Source organism: Chryseobacterium luteum, assembly GCF_000737785.1.
GTDB classification, from domain to species: Bacteria; Bacteroidota; Bacteroidia; order Flavobacteriales; family Weeksellaceae; genus Chryseobacterium; species Chryseobacterium luteum.
Genome location: NZ_JPRO01000004.1, coordinates 40030 through 60864 on the forward strand (window position 1 = coordinate 40030; position 20835 = coordinate 60864).

Consider the following 20835-nt stretch of genomic DNA (forward strand, 5'->3'; position numbering starts at 1 on the left):
AGACTGAAAAAGTATTTTAACAACGAAAAATGCTAAATAACTCAAAACCTGTTTATAACACGACAGGTTTTGTCGCTTTGCTGAAATATCTTTGTGTTATAACAACTTAAAAACTAATAAAAAGACCTCTAGGTGATAAAAAATTATATTAAATCACATTAACATGACTTGAATGCGTTAAAAAAACGTTAAATTTGCAAAATTTTAAAAACTAACATACACAAATAGATGAGAAAACTCTACATGAGTGCATTTACGATGTGCACAATTTTTGGTCTGTCGGCTCAGGAGGTTGTTTGGCAAAAAGATATCAAATCCAGTACTCAGGATTTTTTAAGCCAAATCACTACAACAATAGATCAACAGTATTTGATCACGGGAAGCTCGATTCAGAGCAATAAACTTCAAAAAGAAGGAAGTAAACAAAACAATGGCTATGATTTCCATTTGGTTAAATTAAATCAACAAGGCCAAGAGGTTTGGGAAAAGTATTTCTCAGGAAATAATCATGATTACCTGTCAGCCTCAGTATCTACTCAGGATGGAGGATTTTTGCTTTCAGGCACCTCATATTCAGCGAAAGGGCTGGATAAAAAAGAAGAATCCAAAGGTGGGTCTGACATCTGGCTAATTAGGCTCAACGAATTTGGAGACGAACTTTGGCAAAAAACTTTAGGATCAGCATCCGATGAAGAAGCAAGATCAGTTATTCAGACAACAGATCTTGGATTTTTTGTAGCAGGTAATGTTCAGAATTCAGCTAAAGGTTATGGTTCAAAAGATGTTTTGATTATAAAACTCGATAAGGATGGAAAAGAAATTTCTCAGTTAATCTTAGGCGGAAAAGGATTAGATGAAGTAGAGAAAATGATTCCCACTAGAGACGGTGGTGCATTGTTAGGGATCTATTCCAGAAGCAACTTGAGAGGTTCAAAGAAAACGGAAAATTATGGTGAAGGAGATTTTTGGGTTATCAAATTGGATAAATCTGGAAAAGTAGAATGGGAAAAGGATTTTGGAGGAAAAGCAGATGATCATTTGAAAACGTTAGCTTTGACTTCAACTGGCTATATTATCGGTGGGGAATCCAGATCGGAAAGATCAGGAAATAAAACTGTAGGTATTGAAGAAGGAACAGACCTTTGGTTAATCTCGCTTAATGAAAGAGGAGAAGAAATCTGGCAGAAGTCTTACAATTTCAAAAACCGTGATATTTTGATGGGAATGAGTGTCATTCATTCAGCAGATGACAAATCTTCAAAAGGAATTCTTTTAGGTGGCTACACGCAGGCAGAAGGAAGGCTAGAAACTGACGATGAGACCTTCTGGGTGTTTTATTTAAATGCAGATGGAAATGAGCAGTGGCGCAAACATGTTAAAGGAGAATCCAGAAAAAGAGAAGAACGGCTTTCTGATATTAAACTAAACAGAGATGGCTCTATTATTCTGGCAGGAACCAGCGCAGAAGAGCTGGGAAAAGAAAACTGGAAGATCGTAAAGCTTGGGGATAAGCAGCTTGACCAGTTGATCGAAAAGCAGGATATTAAGATTTATCCAAACCCAGTATCAGAGTATGCTTATGTAGAAATTGGCTTTGACTTCAAAGAGGCTGATATTATTCTTTATGATATGGGAGGAAGACAGCTTCAGACTGTAAAAACCAAGAATAAAGTAACCAAGATCAACACACAAAACTTAATTCAAGGAGCTTATCTGGTGACCATAAAAACAGATACCAATAAAACAGCAAATGCTAAATTGATTAAAAAATGATGAATAAAAAAATAGTTCTGGGTCTATTATTATCAATCTCGCTTAACACATTTATTTTGGCACAAGCGGATTTAATACCAGTAGCAAAATGGAGTGAAAACAATGATGCTTCTGTAAGTAAGTATGGAAATGATTTAATTAGTGTAGATCATTATCGAGGACAACCCAATATAAATATACCGTTGTTTAGTGTTGAAGAGGGAGGGTTAACATTAGATATTTCATTAAAATATAAATCTCAAGGTGTTAAAGTTAATAAACCCTCAAATTGGGCAGGACATGACTGGATGCTAGAAGTTGGTAGCATTAATCGAACTGTTAAGGGAATGCAATTTGATGAATTAGACTTTAACAATGCTGAAGGTATTGCTCCAAATAGCCATGATGGCAATTGTTATCCTTTACCAAGTGGAACAGTTGGAATGGGAGATTTCCAATATGGCGGATTAGCAAAGGGCTTTATGCTCACACATCCTAAAATTAACTCAATCGATAATAGCTGGCGTGGTTTAGACAACCTTGTAAATCTGATGGCAGAAACATCCCCGAAAGACGGAGGTTACAGAGCTGATTATGAACCAGATATTTTTAATTTTAGTTTTTTTGGCCATACTGGATTTTTCTTTATTGGAACCGATGGAAAGTGGAAAGTTTCATCAAAAAGTAATTTAAAAATACTTTTTGATAAAGAACAAGATATGTTTTATGGCTTAAATGGATTTAAAGATATTTGGGGAACATATCCAGCAACATGCAGAATAAAAACTATTGGTAGATTTACTATTATTGACGATAAAGGCTATAAATATGTTTTTGGAGACAATAATGTGAGAAATATTGAAATGAATTTGCGGGATTTTTATCATGGAGCTGATTCGCTTCCTGTATATGCAAATTCTTGGAGTATTGTAAGGGTGTATGATTCCAATAATATTGTTTTATATGATTTTGAACATATTAATGGAGAACACTATTCTAACTATTTGTATAGTAACAGTAAACAATATATCGTAGTCCCTAGAGAATCAACAGATGGAAATAACCCTTTAACCACCACATCAGTTCACCCTAATAATACCACTAATAGTACAGCGCATTATAGTAGTTTTTATAAGGCCTCTGGGATTTTATATATTCCAACATATCCAAGCGTAATTAGAACAAAATCAGGAAATAAGATTGATTTCTCATCAATAATTGAAGATAATTTAAATTATTTTAGTACTTCAGGAAACACTTTACTTGAGAATGACCCTTCGTACTATAATAATATATTAACACCGCCATATACATGGGGTAGTAATTCGCCAACTCTTGGGATTGGTGACAATACATCATCTTTTAATAAATTTAAAAAGAGAAAGTTAACGGCAATAAAATTGACCTCTGCAACTGGAGCTATTATCAATGATATTAAGCTCACTCATGCTATTGCAACGCAAAGGATTTTCCTCCATAGTATTAAGAATAATGAAAAAACATATGTCTTTAATTATGATAATGTAAATTCACTCCCACCGCTTTTAAGTAATAAAACCGACATGTGGGGCTATAATAATAACATTCCCTATAAGATACATGTAGATTTTGGGAGTACAAAAACTTATTGGAATAATTTTGAAAATAACAAATTCGGGGAATTACAAGTTAATACTCCATATTTATATTATGGAACTCTTAAAGAAATATATTGGCCAACTGGGGGAAAAACTGTTCTTGACTGGGAGTCCAATAGCTTCACGACAAGAGTTTACCCCAAAAACGGTAACTTAGTTTCTGCAAATTTACCTGGCGGAGGTGCCAGAATTAAGAAAATAACTTCTGATAATTCTACAAGAGAGTTTTTTTATACAAACTCTTTTAATGAAATGGATTATAACATATCAAGTGGTATTTTGGTTAATGAACCGATTTTCTATGATAATTCAAATAAAGCTCTAGAAATATTAGGTTTCCATAATAATTCTAATGCAAACCCCTCTTTTCCCAACAATACATATACAGGGAGTATAATGGGGATTAATCCGAAATCGATATTTGAGCCTTCAGATGTAGTATATTCATCAGTTTTCGAGAAAAGTAATGATGGTTATACCCATTATAATTTTTCAACTCATTTTGATGTTCCTGAGAATTATTATCCTGGAATAATACCTAGTAATAACACACTAGGATTAACCAGAAATGATTTATCTAATCAAAGAGGTTTATTATTAAGAAAAGATTTTTATGACAATAGTCAAAAAATTATTAAGAGAATAGATTTCAAATACAAAAAAACATCAAATTTGCTTGGTAGAGGTGTCTCTTATGATTTGTTTTCTACAAGCACTTATGTTAATTGTTATTTTTGCATCACTAATGCATCCCCTTATGAGATTGATTATTCAGATAATGTTTTGAGTGAAATTTTTACTACAGAATTTTTTCAGAATGGAAGAAACTTACAATATTTGACAAAGTATTACTACCAAAGTCCTATAGATCCTAGCTACACCCTTGTTGATAAAATAGAAGAGTATCCTAATAAATTTGACCTTTCTAAGTTTAAGACTGTTAAATTTCAGTATCCATCAGATATGGGTACTTCAAGCCAGCTTTTTTCTGATATGATTGCTAGAAATATGATAGGAATTCCTTTATCAACTACAAAATATAATGAAGCTCAGCAGCCAATTTCCAGAACAGAAACTATTTTTGCCAAAAACTCTACAACGAATAATTTTATACTGCCAGTTTCATCCCGAATTATAAAAACAGGTTTAAATGATTACGGGAATGACACCAGCGTTGATACAAAAATGACTTATGATTTATATGATGGTCAGGGACGTGTTTTGCAATATACTGATGCTTTAGGAATTCCGACAACCATTATTTATGGTTACAATAAATCTCAGCCAATTGCAAAAATTGTAGGTGCTACCTATAATTATGTAAATGCAAATACCAACATTGGATATTTGCAGGATGCCTCAGATGTGGATGTGGATGCTGCCTCAGAAAATATATTGATCTCACTATTAGATGATCTTAGAAAAACCACAGCTTTTAAAGATTATATGATCACAACATATACATATGATCCTTTAATTGGAATAACAAGCCTTACAAATCCTGATGGATTAAGAGAGAATTATAAGTATAATGCTCAGAACCATAAGCTTGAAAAAATGGTAGATGTTGATGGTAAGATAATGGAGGAATACAAGTATCATTATAAAAACTAAAATCATGAATAAAATATTAATCATATTATTAGGGCTAATTTTTAGCTATTCCTACTCTCAGAATCTCACCGATACTGAAAATTATGTTTATAAGAAAACATACCTGTCTGATCCTTCTGATGCTGTACAGAAGCAATTAGAAGAAGTTCAATATTTAGACGGCCTTGGACGACCCAAACAGGTAATATCCGTAAAGTCTACACCGTCAGGACAGGATATGGTTTTACCAATAGTATATGACCAGTTTGGAAGGAAAACAAAAGATTATTTACCTGTTCCTGTACAGACTTCTAATGCTGGTATTCAGACTTCGGTTAACGAAAGTACAGTTAATTCATATTATGGAGTTACCAATGCATTTTCTGAAAAAGAGCTTGAATCCTCACCTTTAAGCAGAATGTTTCAGTCTGCCAATCCTGGCGAAGAATGGAAAATGAGTTCAGGTCATACTGTAAAATATTCTTATGATGCCAACTCAACGGCTGATCAGGTAAAAAAATATCAGATCACTACAACATGGGATAATGCCAATCAAATTTATAATTCAACTCTTTCTGAAACTGTTTTGTATGATGAAAACTCATTATATAAATTTAGTATTAAGGATGAAGATAACAATGAAAAGATAGTATTTAAAGATCTTTATGGTCATATTATACTGATTAGAAAAAATGATGGAACTCATAATATTGATACATACTATGTCTATGATAGTAATGATCATCTGGCTTATGTTATTCCGCCATTAGCATCAGCATCATCTTCATTAACAACAACTATGTTAGATAATCTGTGCTATCAGTACCGTTATGATAATAAAAACAGATTGGTTGAAAAGAAGATTCCTGGAAGAGGATTAGAATATTTAGTATATGACAAGAAGAACAGGCTTGTCCTGTCACAGGATGCTGTGTTAAGAACAGTAAATAATAACTTTACGAAGAGAGGCTGGTTATTTACAAAATACGATCAATTTGGAAGAATCGTTTATTCAGGTTTTTTTGCTAATACGGCATCGAGAACAGCTATGCAGACAGCCTTAAATAATATGGCATCGTGGAATAACGAAAGTAGAAGCAATACGCCGTTTACATTAAACGGGATGGATGTTTTTTATACTAAAGACGCTTTCCCTACAGGAAGTATGACGATTTTAGGTGTTAGCTACTATGATACTTATCCTCCACTTCCAACTGGAGTCTCTATTCCGTCTTATGTTATTACTCCAACACAGTCAGTATTGACACAGGATGCACAAAACTCATCGAGAAGTACAAAAAGTCTCCCAACTGCTTCTTATGTGAAGAATGTCGAAGATGATAATTGGAGTAAAGATTTTATCTGGTACGATACAAAAGGAAGAGTAATAGGAACTCATTCTGTCAACCATTTAGGAGGATATACCAAAACTGAGGCAGAACTTGATTTTTCTGGTACTCCAAAGAAAACAAATATTTATCATTTAAGAAGACTGGGGGAAAATGGAGTAACTGTTAAGGAACGTTATGTGTATGATGCTCAGAATAGGGTGAAACAGCATTATCATCAAGTAGATAATAAACAGGAGGAGCTATTAACCGAGAATACCTACAACGAACTGTCAGATCTTATAAACAAAAAAGTAGGCAATAACCTTCAGAGTATTGATTATACATATAACATAAGGGGCTGGCTCACTGCTGTCAATAAAGACCAGATGACAGTTTCTGATTTAGGAGGAAAGCTATTTTCATATAAAATAAAGTATACCCAGAAAGATGGAATCACAAACCCTGATACAGTTTTATTTCCTGATAGAAACGTAAAACCAAAATACAATGGTAATATTGCAGAAGTGGACTGGAGGGCTGTCACTAATTTAGGAAATATCCCATCCCCAACACCCAAAAGATATGGCTATGCTTATGATGGTTTGAATAGATTAAAGGCAGGATATTATCAAAATCCTGATAATCCATGGAGTAAGGAACACACAGAGTCTCTGGATTATGATTTGAACGGAAACATTACCAATCTGTACAGAACATCCTTAAAGGAAAATAATAATACTTTTGCTACAGTAATTGATAGTCTGGAGTATATCTATTCAGGAAATAATGTAATTAATATTAAAGATCATGCAAATAACCCGACAGGTTATGAAGGTGGAGGTGGAGAAATCAAATATGACCTGAATGGTAATATGTGGAAAATGGCCGATAAAAATATTAGCAAGATCCAATATAACTACCTGAACCTTCCTACCCAGTTCGAATATGGAGATATGGGAATAATGGGGATGTTTAAACATCTATACAGAGCAGACGGAACCAAACTTCAGAAATCAGCAATAAGGTTTGAGTGCGGTATCATTAACTGCTATGGAATTACGGATACAACTGATTATCTGGATGGCTTTCAGTATATGAGAACCGTAATGTCCAATAACGGAGGTGGCGGAGAAACAGAGATCCTCCAACGTTCATTTTCACAGGAAACTGAAAAAGCAATGGAGATACAAGCCTTTTCAGTTGAAGAAAGAAAAACTATCCCTCCGACTAAAACACCTGACCTTAGGTTTTTTCCTACAGCAGAAGGGTTTTATGATTACCAGAATGATCAGTATATTTACCAGTATAAAGATCAGCTAGGAAATGCAAGAATCAGTTTCGCAAGAAACAATTTAGGAGCTCTTGAAATTACTGATGTAAATGACTATTACCCATTTGGTATGAATCACTTAGGAACGGGAAATGCTTTCTTTGGAAAAGGAATCTACAAAAATTACAAATTTCAGGAACAGGAACTACAGGAAACTGGTTTTTACAGTTATAAATGGAGAAATTATATGCCGGATGTAGGTAGGTTTTTCAATGTTGATCCGTTAAGTGAAGCATATGCTTATCAATCGCATTATAATTTCTCTGAAAACAGGGTTATTGATGCCAGAGAGATTGAAGGTTTGGAAGCACAAACGGTAAATAATACAGGCTTTAACGGAGGTCATTATGAAGGAGGAATAAATGTTAATGATGGGTCATCAACACTAATGAAAGATAGTGGTGGAAATACGATAGGAGCTGATATTGCTATTATTGATTTAGGCACATTTAGTGCTTCTACATTTACCTCTGGTATAGGAAGAGGCTTTACGGATACTTTTAAAGGAATTGGTAACTTTATAAGTAGTCCTATAGATGGAATAAGTAATGCCGTGAGCAATTATACATGGAATGATTATGGAAACTCTATGCTTAATTCGTTTAGTTTTGGGCTATATGGACAGATAAATGGGATAACAAGTTTTGGTAATAATCTTTATGATGGTAATAATTATGATGCAGGTTATCAGACAGGCGAAGCTGTTGCGGGAGCAACTATAGCTTTAGCTACTGAAGGAGCAGGAAGAGGTATGGGGAAATTGGCTGGTTCTGGACCTGTTGCTGGGGTAATAGAAGTTAGTGAACGAGTAAAATCTGTTGGTCGATTCAAAAATTACTTTCCCAAAAGCTATATAGAATTTGTTTTTGATACTGAAACTAATTCTTTTGCTGTTGGAAAACCACACACTCCACAACCGTTTACTTCTCCCCATGAGAGCCTAGCTAATGCATTAGAATCTGGAAGTGCTGGAAATAAGAAATATGTTGGAGGTATGTTTGAAAGAAAAGGTAATACTATATTTACTAATGAAAATTCGGGACATTATGGATGGAATTGGACTAACGAAAATAGAGCCCAGTTTATTAAATATATGGAAAACAAAACTGGTATAAAAATTAATCATCAAGCTTGGACAGATTAAATTTATGGAAAAAAGAATAATATATATCGCTGAATTACAATATGAATGCTATTTTTTTGAAGATCAATGGAAAGTTGTTCGTGAAAATAAAATAGAAAATATTTTTATTAAATCTTTTTATGGCTATCCTTTTTATATAGTTTTTGAAAATATAGAAACTGCAAGTGAGCAACTAATATTATTTATGGATAAGCACAGTGTTTCACTTTTAGATATTTTTCCAGTAGAGCTAATATTGAAAGATATAGTAGACAATCAGCAAGGTTATTGGCTTAATTTAAGCCTTGATTTTATTATTAAGATGAAATGTTTGAATGAAAATATTGTGAAAACACTGACGAAAAGTATGAATGATAAAAGTCTCAATCAAGAATTAAGGCATAAAATTAGAAGAATTATTAATAGTTTTAAATCTCAATTTTAATGACAGAATTTTAACAGTTCTACTACTACGAAAAAGTTCAAATTATTAGTCCTAAAAACTTAAAAAATAGAAAACAGGCTTATTGTAAGCCTGTTTTCTATTTTGGTATTTTACCTTCTTTGATTTGACATGTTTTAAATCATCTTAAAGCCCTATTGTAGAGTACTAATCAATTGAAATTCTCGGTACATTCCCAAAATTACTATAAAAAACAACATTTTTTAAAAATGGTAGTGAAGTGAAGTGGGACGGAACACAATTTGTAAAATAAATAATATGGAAATAGTAACAACTCAATGAGAACTTAAAACTTTAAATAGTAGTAGAGCTCAAATTTGGTTATTTGATATTAGCCATCAAAAAATGGCAATAAAAATATCTATTAAAGAAAATAACAAGATAGCCTATTTAATACTGGCAAACTGTCATTACATTAAAGGGTCTTTTTCTATAGATAATCCTACATTTTCAGTAAGTCAATATTTTAATGAGATAAGCTTAGAAAATATGTATAGAATTATTGATGAAAATAATAATTTTGAACTTATTTCAGGTGGAATTGCTCTAGCACAAGGTATGGAATCTGAATTTGGAGAGAATTTTGAGAACTTCTTGAAAAAATAGAAATAAACGTAACACAAAAACAAAAACAGGCTTACAATAAGCCTGTTTCTCTATTTTAATATCTTTTACTTTCTTAAAGCCCCATATCGTAGCTTACTAATCAATCGAGATTCTCGGCACATTCCCGAAACTACTATAGAATACAGATTCTATTTGTTTGGTCACAACGGGAATATTTTCTTCTGTAGTGGCTATGCAGTCGTGGACGCTAAAAACAGGAATCTTTCTCTTATGATTTTTAATGAGCGGTTTAGCTACTTGGTCAATCATGAGACTACCTTCCAAATCAAAAAGAGATTTTGCTACTGCTTTATAGCTTTGTTTCTTCTTTGTGGTTAGAACGTCCCACAATATAGGAAAACTCTCTGCAAATACTTGTTGAACCTCTGTGAATTGACTAATCTTACCGAATAACATCATAATAAATAATTGTTTGGCTAGAGCTCTGTCATGCTTATAAGATTCAACATACCTTTTATCAAAATACATTATAAACATTTCAGACCACTTTTTAGCGTACTTTTCTTTCAAAGGTTCAATAAAAATATCATAGACTGTCCCTTCAATACATAAATTTTTGAAGTCTACAATCTCCCTATCCATGCATGTTTTCAAGTCTTCTGAACACATATAAATAGAAAGACTAAATTGTAGACGACTAACCCTCTTGGAGGTCATTCTAATATTGGTTACACTGAAAAGATTAGAGAGAAGGTATGGTACACAATTCTTCAAATCTATTTCAATTAGTTTTCCCCCTTTGTAGATAAGGTTTTGCCTGATCTCCTTATTGAGAAAAGAAAAAGAAGTATATAGTCTACCTTTTGTCTTATAATCTTTTTTCCCTGTTTTCTTATTGTTCAAGCTGGCTGTACTTCTGGAAAACATATATTCTCCATTCATGAATTGAACCATTTTTTTCAAAGCCATAAGATAACTACTGTAAGACTTCAAATCACTCGCAATCGGTTTTCCGTGCGATTTTTTAAGCTGATAATTAGCCAACCCAAAATACCTTTCAAACAAATCGTTTTCAGCCTTATCACCATCAATAGCAAAATCGGTATTCACAAAAAAGTCACTTAAAGGCTTTTCATATTTCTTCGTATAACTTGAATTGAACTTTTTATTTTGATGTTTATGAACACCTTTTATTTGAATCACCTCTACATTGATTCTGGAATAACGATATGGAACGACCAAACCATAGCCAAAGCATGTTTTTTCTTGATAAGGGGTTCGATATATTATTTTTTCATCTCTTAAAAGTTCAATATATCTTAAATAATCCGTCCCAATTGTTTCAACCCAATAATTTCTGGATAGATAACTTTGATCGAAATAGTTAATAACTTCCATACCACCTTTAAAAGCAACTGATTTCAAGACAATTGAGTGTAAAATGAATTTAATAATATTCATGTCAAATTTTTCAATCTTCCCTTTTCCAGAGTTTTCAATATGCTCATAGTTAACCGAGCTTGGCAAAAGTGCCATCATTTCATTTTTTCTGATAGTTTGTATCATTTATATAGATTTAATCCTCAAATCTTTAGTAGAAATAAGGATGGTTAATAAAATAGACTTCAAGCAAAAGCAGCGGCTAACATAAGCCCTCGCTCATGCTTGAAATCTTCCAATAAAATTTTAGGTGTTTGGTTCAGTAGGACAGAAAAAATCCTACTTTACAGATAGATTAATTCGTTCTTACGAGACAGTTTACAATCTCATGTGGTTTAAAGTAGGTTTGTGCTCCAAGCATATACTCTGGAATCAACCCCGCTTTTCTCATTCTCCAAAAAGTAGTTTCACCCACCCCTAAGAAATCAGTAGCTTCTTTGATTGATAAAAGTTCAGGTAACATTCTTTCTTCCAAAGAGCTTATTTTAGCCGTCAAATCAGCAGTTCGTTCAGCTAAAATCCTTTCAATGACAGATTGTAATATTTCATCATTTGACACGCCAGAATCGCCTGAAAATGATTCAGAATATTGCACACATAGTTTATCCAGATTCTCAATTTCTTTACTGTATTGATCCACGAAGTAATCAACTACTTCTTTTTGGATAGGATTAAGGTTTTCAAGTGTAGATAAAATCTCACCGATACTAATAAAATGTAATTTTATTTCATAGGCAGTTTGTCGTTTTGTTTTTAAATCGTTAATAGTTAATAGATAATCTCTCAATTCATTTCTGAAACCATGCGACAAATCCGAAAAGATTTGTGCGGTTGCATTATAGAACAATCCGAAGTCGAAAATGGGTAGTACCTCATCATAATTGACAAAATACACATGAAAATGATTGTTTACGTCAAATTCACTTTCCAAGATTTCTGTTTCTTCGTTACAGTCAAAAAATGTCATTCCTACACTCATTTTAGGGTGCAAAAATCCGAGATTTCCGTACCTGCATACAAATGTATCAATCGACAATAAATCGTGTTTTAAAAGCGGGTTTTGTAATAGTTTATTCATTCTGTATTATCATTTAATTATTAATCATAAAATAACTGGCTAATGCATGAGATTGTTGTTGGTCTACTTTTCCGATGTACCTTAGAAACATACCCTCGGATTTGTGACCAGTCGCAGTCATTAACAAAGGGGTTGGTATTTTACCATAATTATTACTTGCAAAGCTCCTTCTTCCGATGTGACTTGTCACAAGCTCATGTTTTGGATAATTGGCAAAGACTTTCCTTTTACCTTTTTCAACTCCTCCATAACAAACCTCAGTAATTCCCGCATCTTTACAAACAGTTTTCACTAATTTGTTGTACTTGTCTTCGTCATATTTGGGCGGAAATTGAAAACCTCTTTTATTGAGTATATCCAAAATCTTCGGGTGAACAGGCAAATGTAACACATGATCTGTTTTATCTTGGGTGAAGTTTAAAAAGTAGCCTTCTTGCTCATTTTCAAGCTTTTCTTTAGTAAGCATTTCTACATTAAACCTCATAAAGTCCGATATTCTTTGCCCACTGAAAACCGAGACTAATAACCAATCACGGACATTGTATAAGTCGGAATCTTCAAAATTGTGTCTTTCAATAGCTTCTAATTCAGCAGGTGTTAAGATTTGAAAAATGGCCTTTTCTTCTTTTGACTTCACCAACTTAATTTGAGAATGTAGTTTAACACCATTTCTCTCAGCTTGATAAGCTATAATTCTCAATAGCCTAAGATTTGCAAATGTGTAATTCTTTGAGTACCTCATCACTTCATAGCAATACTTCTCAAAGTCAACCTTAAACTTCATATTAATTTCGCTGAATTTTAAAACTTTCTTCTTATTATTCTTCAAAAATTTCTCAACAATCACTTTAACACAGTTGATTCTTGTTATATAACTTTTTGAAATTTCGTGTTTCTTTTGCTCTATGAAGACAGCACAGAATGACACAAAATCATCTGGAACAGTATTTTCCACTACAACAGGGGGATTAATCACGCTTTTCAACCATTCTGTATTAAATTCTACCTCTTCAGCTTCTTTAAAGGCTTTATCAATCTTTTTAGCCAAGTCTTGAAGCCTTTCGTTTACTACTTGACTCTCTACAAACAAGGCTCTTGTTGCCCCGTCTCTCTTCTCAACCAATTTACCTTTTTGCTCAACGAAAAATCTCTCTTTCATCATTCCATTATCACCATCCCAATGGGAAGCAATACATGTTTCTTTAGTTGCTATTTTAAGGTCGAACGCTCGACCATTGCTTACGCGTACATAAATAGGCGTAATTACTTCGCCAGACTTGTGTCTGACAAAAAATTTTGTCTTTAACATAAATTATTTGGATTAAATGTTAGTATTACCTCAAGCTTTTTGAGGAGTGCAAAGATACGAAAATTCTCACAATCGGACAAATTGTCACATGTTAAAATTTGGTTAAATAAAATTAATTTCATATAATACGAGCAGATTCAAAAATTCAGCGTCAGATTTGTTCCGACATCTTTCCGACATTTAAGAAATTCAATGAAAAAAATTGAAGTTTTTAGACGTAAATACGAAATGTAACAAAACAGAAAACCCCTGAAAAGAGCCGTTATTACACGAAACTCGTTTCAAGGGTTTTCATTTGATTTCAAGCGCACCAGTATCTTCGAAACAGCCCGAGCCTTTTTTAACCACCCCGGCAAATCAAAGATTTGCCGGAGAGTAGCTATAGTACCAATTGTAATGTTTATCAATACTCTGTCATTTTACTGCTAATATTATTACTGTGGTCTATTGATAGGAATATCCATCACATCAAGAACCGGGTATAATATTTTTTCCAGGAATTCATCTTCTCTTATCCGGGATGCTTTGGAACCGGAAAAATAATTGCTGATCCTGTAGTTCTTTACAAACTGATTTCTTTTTTTACCGATCACATAATAATATGCTCCGCTCTCTTCATTAATGAAATAGGTCATTTCATCGAAGCTCATGATTTTTGTGGTAATAAATAGTTTTCTGTAAATACATTTCTCTCTCTTGTCAAAAATATATTTTACAGGAACCCTAAAGATCAGATCAAACAGAAAATAAACCATATAGACTCCCCATATAACGGAAGCAATGATAAAGGCTTTTTCAGCTATGATATTTCTGAAATAATACATAACCGGAACGGCAAGAATGCCGGCTCCCAACCACCATCTTAAGCCACGAAGGGAGCTGTAATCAGGCATAAAACTTATTTCGCTGCCATTTTCTTCAAATTGATATCGGGTTTTGGTATTCATCGCTGGTTTTCATTTAAGCGCATGATATCTTCAGTTTCGTTCACCATTTTTTGTATTGCTTTATGGTTAAGAGCCTGTCCTATCATGAATTTATGTTCTTTTCCATTGACCTCAAAATGAATATTCAGAAATACATTCATGGTAATGAATCCAAGATATTTAGTCGTTAAAACTTCAAAATTTGTAAAATCCTGGAAAGCATAGGTTTTTGCGGGAACAAAAACACTGGGTTTGCAGGTAATGGTCTGCTGCTGCTGATCGATCACAAACTTTTTTGCAAAGAAATTAGCGATGATCAGGCCTCCGAAAGCAATCAGGAATAAGGCAAACAAAGGGAAATTATATTTATAGGCAAGTCCTGCAGCAATGAATAAAAGAATAACCAATACGGAAAGAAATACCGGCTGGTTTTTAAAAATAAAAAGGTTTCCGTCTTTTTTGTAAAATTGATAGATGTTCATAATGAATAGTGATTTATTTTAATATATAGTTATTTTATCCGGATGTGTAACGTGTTGCGATGTCATCATCACTAATGGTTTTGAAAGTATTCAGGTCCGTTCTAAAGTATGTGTCATGAATTGAAAAATAGGCATCTGCCCGACTTTCTGTCTGTGCCGAGGCTTTTTTCCAGCAGTCAAAGAACCAGTTTTCAAACAGTTCATATTTTTCATCATTATACTCGTCCCAGAGGTCATGAAAGTCGTCATCTTCCTCATGGTGATACTGAAAACCGGAGGCTGTCATCCATATTTTTTCCGGCAGAAAAGAATTCCAATTGCTGTTTCCGGCAGACTTTTCTTTCTTTTGACTTGTCAGGGTTACTGTATGTGTAATGATTTCTCCTTTTTCATCTACGGCCCAAACCATGATATCCAAATAATCGTACTCATATTCAAAATACAGAGATTTGATATCCTTCTTATTCTTCCCGTCAAAATAATCCAGATTTTCACCCTTTAGAAGCAGGGCAAGGTGTTCAATAATTTGTACACTTGATTGTTTAAGATACTTTTTTAATTCAACATTCAGGGGCTTGAGGCTTTCCATACAATCATCTTTTTCATTAGAGGATTAAAAAATCGACACAAAAATAGTCCAAAAATACAAGCCTGACCAGCATTTCAGGCAGTTTTTGCATTTTTGGACTTAATATTTTATTGTACAATAGAAAATATTACGATTTATTTTATTCTTAATTGATATTTTACTTTATATAATCAGGTGCTCTTTTATGCTTTTAAAGAGTATTTAGCTTCTGTTTAAATTCTCATTATGTTGTTGTATGCCGTATGTACAAACCAAAAAAACCTACAATAAGATTACAATTTTGTCCCAATTAAGTGATGTAAAAAATTAATAGTTTTGAAACATCAACGTTGATTGAAAATTTGACATTTCGCCTGTAAGTGTACAGTATGGGATGGAATGAAGAATGGTAAAACCCATGTCAGGGTTTGTATGGCAACACAAATATTAATTAAAAAATTATTCAATTATGAAAAAGCTTCAAGGAATGAAGAACGGTTTTTCTTCATTAGAAAACAAAAAGATGAACAATCTGGGAACAATTACCGGAGGAAGTGGTACCTCACGAACTTCAAATCAGACACTATGTGGCCCCAACTGTTCTGATACGGAATATTATAAAGATGGCGCAAAGACTATGACATTATATATTGACGGTCCTAATCCAGCTTAAATTTAAAATGAACAGGGCAGTTGCTAAAACAGCCCTGTTCTATTACTTTAAAACGGAAAAAAGCATATCCTACAATCTATAGCTTTCAAATATACCTTCTTCACAAATATGAAACAAAATCAAAACATCAAATATATAGTGAGCTCTTTAATTATATGCTTTTTCTTTTACTGCTGTAAAAGCAAAGATTATATTGCATACTATAATAAGGTGAACGAAATCGACAGCATCTACAGGATGGCAAAGCAGCCTGAAAAAGCAGCAGATCTGTATCATAAGCTATTCAGAAAATACCGTCCACTCAACCAGGAACGGATTGAAGAGTATGAGACCTATATCAGGATTTCCGACAGATACCATAAAAATTTCGGAGGAAAGAAAAGTCTTTACCGTCTGATTCCCCTGATTGCTCCCTACTGGAGGTATAAAAAAGAAGATCCTAAATTCATTAAACTTTATAAAAAATACGGAATAGACAGCCTGAGCATGGAACAGAAAGTTGCCCAATGGGATAAAAGCCTAAACAAAAAACTGATAGACTCTTTTGTGATAGCATTTGAACGTGACCAATATGGAGATCGCCTTAATAATTCTGATCGTGTTGAAAATGATCTGAAAAATGCTGAACTATTGAAATGGACTTTTGAGAATCACGGCTTTCCTTCCATGCAGAAAATAGGTCTCTACTATAAGGATGCTTTTATGCCAATGAGTGTATTATTACTACATATGGCAGATTATGATGAATATCACCCTTATTTCAAAACTAAAATACTGGAATATATAAAGTCCGGTGAGTGCTCTCCACGAGATTATGCTGCTATGATGGACAGGAATAATCTGCATCATAAAACTCCTTATCCCTACGGTGTTTATCAGGGATATCAAAATATAAAAGATTCAGCACAGGTAAACCGGAACAGGAAAAGTATTGGTCTTCCAAGCTTAAAATATCGAAACAAATTAGCAAAAGATCAGGCAGACAGCCTAAGAAACAAATGATACTGATACTTTCCAACAATAACGACAGAACAACGATAGAAGTTATACGGTGGCTGGCAGCTCTCAACAAAAACTTTATTCTTGTGAATGATGATGAATTTTTTGAAATTAAAGTTGATAAAAAACGCATCCTTCTTCAAAGCCAAAAGAACCGTTTCTTTCTTGATGAGATAAAAAGCGTATGGTACAGAAGAGGAGGTATGCAGTTTAAACGTTTCCGGTACAGCCATGAGTCTATTAATATTTATATGAATGAAGCCCAGCATTGGCTGGAAGATTATATACTGCGGACTTTAGAATCCAAAAGGCACGTCAACAAACAAAGCAACAGCATTGTCAATAAGCTTTTGGTATTAGAATATGCGAAAAAAACAGGATTCCACGTCCCTGAATATTTTCTGGCCGAAAATACAGATGAAATTATTTTGGATAGGACCATCACAAAGTCAATCACAGGAAACGTGATAATAGACCGGATATCTGAAAACATGGATGGAATTATGTATACAACCATTGTGGAAGAAAAGGAAAAAGAGGAGTTCTTTATCTCTTTTTTTCAGGAAAAAATAGAAAAGGATTTTGAGATCAGAACTTTTTATTTGAATGGTGAATGTTTCTCCATGGCTATTTTTTCACAAAATGATGATCAGACCAAAACAGATTTCAGAAAATACAATGATGAAAAACCCAATAGAAATATCAGGTACAATCTTCCGAAAGAGATAGAATTTAAGATTCAAAAGCTGATGGAAATACTGGATCTTAATTGTGGTTCTTTAGATTTTATCAAGAGTGGAGATGTGTACTACTTCTTAGAGGTTAATCCTGTAGGACAGTTTGCTAATGTAGCCTATCATTGTAATTATCCCTTATTTAAAAAAATTGCAGATTATTTATGAAAAAAAATTTTGGAGAAAAATATAAACTCCCCTTATCATTTAAACAAATGGAATATTTTAAACATAAAAACTCTAACAAAATAGACAGCAACACAATATGTGTATTAAAAAGTGAAAAATACCAAAGTGACTTTTATGTAAGAGAAAAACCTGTAAAATCACTGTTCCGGTTGTTATGAGATATTTCAATTTGTTTTCAAATATATTGGTTACAAAAGGAGTAAGCAGAATTTTGATATCCGATCTTCAAAGGAATATCTCTGAACTCTATCCTTTAGAATTATATGATATCATAGAAAAATTAAAAGAGTATTCTGTAGAGAATATCATAGAATATTATGACGAAGAATCTGCAGATATAGTCAAGGAATACATCAATATTTTAGTAGAAAAAGAATACGGATTTATTACAGAAAACAATTGGGATAAAAATTTTCCGCCTCTTAGCTATGAATATGATGAACCCAGCATGATAACAGAGATTTTTATAGAATTATCAGAAATTTCTGTATTGAAAAAAATAAAGGAGTCAATAGAAAATCTCAGAATAAAACATTTGGTTCTTTACAGCGAAAAAACTTTTACCGCAGAGGATCTCATACAGATCGATCAAATATTCACCACGTCCGTTTTATCCGGTATAGAAATTTTTTCTTTATTCCATAAGGATATAGATAAGCCTTTTATAAATAAGCTTCATCAGAATACGGAAAGAATATACAATCTCGTTTTTTACAGTTGCGGGAAAAAGCCTTTCAAAGTAAAGGATGAATTCAGATTCAACTTACATTTTATTGAAGAAGAAATGAAAATCTCCTCTTGCGGAAAAGTAGATCTGAAATATTTCAATACCAATATCTCAAAAGTATCAGAGGCTATAAATTATAATTCCTGTCTCCACAAAAAAATAGGAATCGATATAAACGGCAACATCAAGAATTGTCCTTTAATGGCTGACGATTTTGGGAACATCAATAATACAAGTCTTGAAAATGCTTTGACAGACCCTAGATTCAGGAAGTACTGGAATGTAACCAAAGATAATATAGAAATATGTAAAGACTGTGAATTCAGGTATATCTGTACAGATTGCAGAGCTTATACCGAACGCAGCCATATCAACAGCGAAGGACTGGACACCTCCAGACCCCTGAAATGCGGTTATGATCCTTACACAGGGAAATGGGAAACATAGAGCAAAAACCCTTTAAAACAAAAGGCTGTACGTTTTTATAAAAGCATATACATAAACTCAGGGCATGAAATATAGAAAAAACACTTTTATATTACTTATTATTTTCCTCATCCTTTCCTGCAAAAGCAAAAAACTGAATTATATTGAATATTATCATAAAGTATATGCTATTGACAGCGCCCATAGAGCGGGTAAAGATACTTTGGCAACAATCAGGCAGTATAAAAAATTATTCAGAAAATATCCTCCCGCTCAAAATGAAAGGATCGAAGAGTATGAAGCCTACATAAAGTATGCAGACAAATTCAATAAAAAATTTGGTGGTATAAAAAGTTTGGACAGGCTTATAGCGCAGTCTGCACCTAACTGGAAATACAAAAGAGAAGATCAGGATTTTTTTAAACTCTATAAAAAGTACGGAATTGACAGCATTGGTGTTGAACGAAAAGTTTTGCAGTGGAAAAAAGGCTTAAATAAAATACTGATAGATTCTTTCAGTATAGCAGCAACAAGGGATCGGTATAATGATCGTGTAGGCCCTACTGTAGTAATAGATGACAAAAAGAATGCGGAACTTCTGATCTGGACATTGAAGAATTATAGTTTCCCATCAAAACAAAAAATAGGACTTTACGGAAATAATGATGTCCCAATATATATGGGCATTATACTCAATCATATGGCAGGATCCGAATATTATGAGTACTTCAGGACTAAACTGCTGGAATATGTAAAATCCGGTGAATGTACACCCAGAGACTATATTGAGATGATAGATAAATACCAGTATATTCATTATCTGGAACCTGTGTACGGTATATTCATTCATTATAATTTTCCGGATTTTAATGCTTCAGACTCTGCAAGAATAGACCGGAACCGGAAAGCGGTAGGGTTTCCTACGCTCAAACAGTCTTCAAAGATTACAAGAGACTTCCAAAGAAAATGAATAGTCAATTAGTTGTTTATTATACTCCTTATTATCTCTAAAAATAATGAAATTACAACCACAGAAGTAATTAACCGAGCTTAGATTAAACATCTGAACAGCCCAGCCGAATCTTCTACCTAAAGAATTTCCATTTCGGAATAATAGCAAGCATTCCAAAACCTGTAAAAAGGAAAAGATTGGTAACATCCGTATACAAAAACGTAGACAGATAATAATTGTGCATAAAGAAATGCAGCACCAAAAGCGCTGGAAACATAAAGATCCCGATTTTTCTGTAGAAGAACATCAGGACAAGCCCGGCTATCATCAGTACATCAATGGAAAAGATAACGAAAAAGTACCATCCCGGGATCCGGAGATATTCATGCTGAAGATATTCATCCACATCTATTCCCAGCCCCATAATGGTGAACAGCATTAGTGCTGCAAATGCTAAAATAAAGCCCCATCCTTTCTTCGGATCCTCGTCAAAGTAACTGTATTCTTCCATAGATGCAAAAATAAAGAACTTATGA

General features: G+C 33.4%; 17 protein-coding genes. 10 read left to right on the forward strand and 7 right to left on the reverse strand.

Annotation, left to right across the window (positions count from 1 at the left end):
- Positions 1 to 228: 228 nt before the first annotated feature.
- The 5 genes from IX38_RS06975 to IX38_RS06995 all read left to right on the forward strand — a co-directional run bounded on the left by IX38_RS06975 (position 229) and on the right by IX38_RS06995 (position 9835).
- Positions 229 to 1773 (forward strand): T9SS type A sorting domain-containing protein, encoded by a 1545-nt coding sequence (locus IX38_RS06975; protein WP_034703290.1) that lies wholly within the window; start codon positions 229 to 231, stop codon positions 1771 to 1773.
- The gene (locus tag IX38_RS06980; protein ID WP_034703291.1) at positions 1770 to 5003 is read left to right on the forward strand and encodes a hypothetical protein; all 3234 of its coding nucleotides are present in this window, start codon (positions 1770 to 1772) and stop codon (positions 5001 to 5003) included. The genes IX38_RS06975 and IX38_RS06980 overlap by 4 nt, the downstream gene beginning before the upstream one ends.
- Before the next feature lie 4 nt (positions 5004 to 5007).
- The gene (locus IX38_RS06985; protein ID WP_051884541.1) at positions 5008 to 8787 is read left to right on the forward strand and encodes a DUF6443 domain-containing protein; all 3780 of its coding nucleotides are present in this window, start codon (positions 5008 to 5010) and stop codon (positions 8785 to 8787) included.
- A 4-nt stretch (positions 8788 to 8791) separates the two neighbouring features.
- Complete coding sequence (locus tag IX38_RS06990; RefSeq protein WP_034703292.1) at positions 8792 to 9211, forward strand: hypothetical protein; 420 nt, start codon at positions 8792 to 8794, stop codon at positions 9209 to 9211.
- Positions 9212 to 9574: 363 nt separating this feature from the next.
- The gene (locus tag IX38_RS06995) at positions 9575 to 9835 is read left to right on the forward strand and encodes a hypothetical protein (protein ID WP_034703294.1); all 261 of its coding nucleotides are present in this window, start codon (positions 9575 to 9577) and stop codon (positions 9833 to 9835) included.
- A 96-nt stretch (positions 9836 to 9931) separates the two neighbouring features.
- On the opposite strand, the gene IX38_RS07000 is transcribed toward IX38_RS06995, so the two are convergent.
- From IX38_RS07000 to IX38_RS07025, 6 genes are all read right to left on the reverse strand, one after another.
- On the reverse strand, positions 9932 to 11362 hold the full coding sequence (locus IX38_RS07000) for a hypothetical protein (protein WP_034703296.1): 1431 nt from the start codon (positions 11360 to 11362) through the stop codon (positions 9932 to 9934).
- 169 nt (positions 11363 to 11531) lie between these two features.
- Positions 11532 to 12314, reverse strand: a complete 783-nt coding sequence (locus IX38_RS07005; protein WP_034703299.1) for a helix-turn-helix domain-containing protein — start codon at positions 12312 to 12314, stop codon at positions 11532 to 11534.
- A 13-nt stretch (positions 12315 to 12327) separates the two neighbouring features.
- Positions 12328 to 13623, reverse strand: a complete 1296-nt coding sequence (locus tag IX38_RS07010; protein ID WP_034703301.1) for a phage integrase SAM-like domain-containing protein — start codon at positions 13621 to 13623, stop codon at positions 12328 to 12330.
- 434 nt (positions 13624 to 14057) lie between these two features.
- On the reverse strand, positions 14058 to 14570 hold the full coding sequence (locus IX38_RS07015; protein ID WP_228377920.1) for a hypothetical protein: 513 nt from the start codon (positions 14568 to 14570) through the stop codon (positions 14058 to 14060).
- On the reverse strand, positions 14567 to 15031 hold the full coding sequence (locus IX38_RS07020) for a hypothetical protein (protein WP_051884543.1): 465 nt from the start codon (positions 15029 to 15031) through the stop codon (positions 14567 to 14569). The genes IX38_RS07015 and IX38_RS07020 overlap by 4 nt, the downstream gene beginning before the upstream one ends.
- A gap of 34 nt (positions 15032 to 15065) precedes the next feature.
- A complete protein-coding gene (locus IX38_RS07025; protein WP_034703303.1) occupies positions 15066 to 15620 on the reverse strand; it encodes a hypothetical protein in 555 nt (184 codons plus the stop codon).
- Between the two features lie 448 nt (positions 15621 to 16068).
- Here IX38_RS07025 and IX38_RS07030 point away from each other — a divergent pair, with 448 nt between their 5' ends.
- From IX38_RS07030 to IX38_RS07055, 5 genes are all read left to right on the forward strand, one after another.
- On the forward strand, positions 16069 to 16272 hold the full coding sequence (locus IX38_RS07030; RefSeq protein WP_034703304.1) for a TIGR04139 family peptide modification target: 204 nt from the start codon (positions 16069 to 16071) through the stop codon (positions 16270 to 16272).
- Between the two features lie 108 nt (positions 16273 to 16380).
- Positions 16381 to 17274, forward strand: a complete 894-nt coding sequence (locus IX38_RS07035) for a hypothetical protein (RefSeq protein WP_034703306.1) — start codon at positions 16381 to 16383, stop codon at positions 17272 to 17274.
- The gene (gene gwsG / locus IX38_RS07040; protein ID WP_034703308.1) at positions 17271 to 18173 is read left to right on the forward strand and encodes a grasp-with-spasm system ATP-grasp peptide maturase; all 903 of its coding nucleotides are present in this window, start codon (positions 17271 to 17273) and stop codon (positions 18171 to 18173) included. Before IX38_RS07035 ends, gwsG begins: the two co-directional genes overlap by 4 nt.
- Before the next feature lie 175 nt (positions 18174 to 18348).
- On the forward strand, positions 18349 to 19368 hold the full coding sequence (gene gwsS, locus IX38_RS07050; RefSeq protein WP_051884546.1) for a grasp-with-spasm system SPASM domain peptide maturase: 1020 nt from the start codon (positions 18349 to 18351) through the stop codon (positions 19366 to 19368).
- Positions 19369 to 19432: 64 nt separating this feature from the next.
- A complete protein-coding gene (locus IX38_RS07055; RefSeq protein WP_034703313.1) occupies positions 19433 to 20317 on the forward strand; it encodes a hypothetical protein in 885 nt (294 codons plus the stop codon).
- A 115-nt stretch (positions 20318 to 20432) separates the two neighbouring features.
- On the opposite strand, the gene IX38_RS07060 is transcribed toward IX38_RS07055, so the two are convergent.
- Complete coding sequence (locus IX38_RS07060; protein WP_034703314.1) at positions 20433 to 20810, reverse strand: hypothetical protein; 378 nt, start codon at positions 20808 to 20810, stop codon at positions 20433 to 20435.
- Between the last annotated feature and the right edge of the window lie 25 nt (positions 20811 to 20835).